Source organism: Cerasibacillus quisquiliarum (assembly GCF_014202495.1).
GTDB lineage: Bacteria > Bacillota > Bacilli > Bacillales > Amphibacillaceae > Cerasibacillus > Cerasibacillus quisquiliarum.
The window spans coordinates 1-1299 of the sequence record NZ_JACHHA010000034.1; the positions used below are offsets into that span (position 1 = coordinate 1).

1 rRNA gene is annotated in these 1299 nt (G+C 54.7%); it reads right to left on the reverse strand.

Going from position 1 to position 1299, the window contains the following annotated elements:
- Positions 1–32 precede the first annotated feature (32 nt).
- Positions 33–1299: ribosomal RNA gene (locus HNQ35_RS14010) — 16S ribosomal RNA — on the reverse strand; the annotation flags it as partial.

Below are 1299 nucleotides of genomic sequence, written 5' to 3' on the forward strand. Positions count from 1 at the left end.
AAACGGACACCTGCGCCTTTTATTTTCCTTAGAAAGGAGGTGATCCAGCCGCACCTTCCGATACGGCTACCTTGTTACGACTTCACCCCAATCATTGACCCCACCTTCGGCGGCTGGCTCCTTACGGTTACCCGACCGACTTCGGGTGTTGTCAACTCTCGTGGTGTGACGGGCGGTGTGTACAAGGCCCGGGAACGTATTCACCGTGGCATGCTGATCCACGATTACTAGCGATTCCTGCTTCATGTAGGCGAATTGCAGCCTACAATCCGAACTGAGAATGGTTTTGTGGGATTTGCTTCACCTCGCGGCTTCGCTGCCCTCTGTACCATCCATTGTAGCACGTGTGTCGCCCAGGTCATAAGGGGCATGATGATTTGACGTCATCCCCACCTTCCTCCGGTTTGTCACCGGCAGTCACCTTAGAGTGCCCAACTGAATGCTGGCAACTAAGATCAAGGGTTGCGCTCGTTACGGGACTTAACCCAACATCTCACGACACGAGCTGACGACAACCATGCACCACCTGTCACTTTTGTCCCCGAAGGGAAGTCCCTATCTCTAGGGAGGGCAAAAGGATGTCAAGACCTGGTAAGGTTCTTCGCGTAGCTTCGAATTAAACCACATGCTCCACCGCTTGTGCGGGCCCCCGTCAATTCTTTTGAGTTTCAGCCTTGCGGCCGTACTCCCCAGGCGGAGTGCTTAATGCGTTAACTCCAGCACCAAGGGGCGGAAACCCCCTGACACCTAGCACTCATCGTTTACGGCGTGGACTACCAGGGTATCTAATCCTGTTCGCTACCCACGCTTTCGCGCCTCAGCGTCAGTTGCAGACCAGAGAGTCGCCTTCGCCACTGGTGTTCCTCCATATCTCTACGCATTTCACCGCTACACATGGAATTCCACTCTCCTCTTCTGCACTCAAGTCCCCCAGTTTCCAATGACCTTCCACGGTTAAGCCGTGGGCTTTCACATCAGACTTAGAAGACCGCCTGCGCGCCCTTTACGCCCAATAATTCCGGACAACGCTTGCCCCCTACGTATTACCGCGGCTGCTGGCACGTAGTTAGCCGGGGCTTTCTGGTTAGGTACCGTCAAGGTACCGACCTATTCGAACGGTACTTGTTCTTCCCTAACAACAGAGTTTTACAATCCGAAGACATTCATCACTCACGCGGCGTTGCTCCGTCAGACTTGCGTCCATTGCGGAAGATTCCCTACTGCTGCCTCCCGTAGGAGTCTGGGCCGTGTCTCAGTCCCAGTGTGGCCGATCACCCTCTCAGGTCGGCTACGCATCGT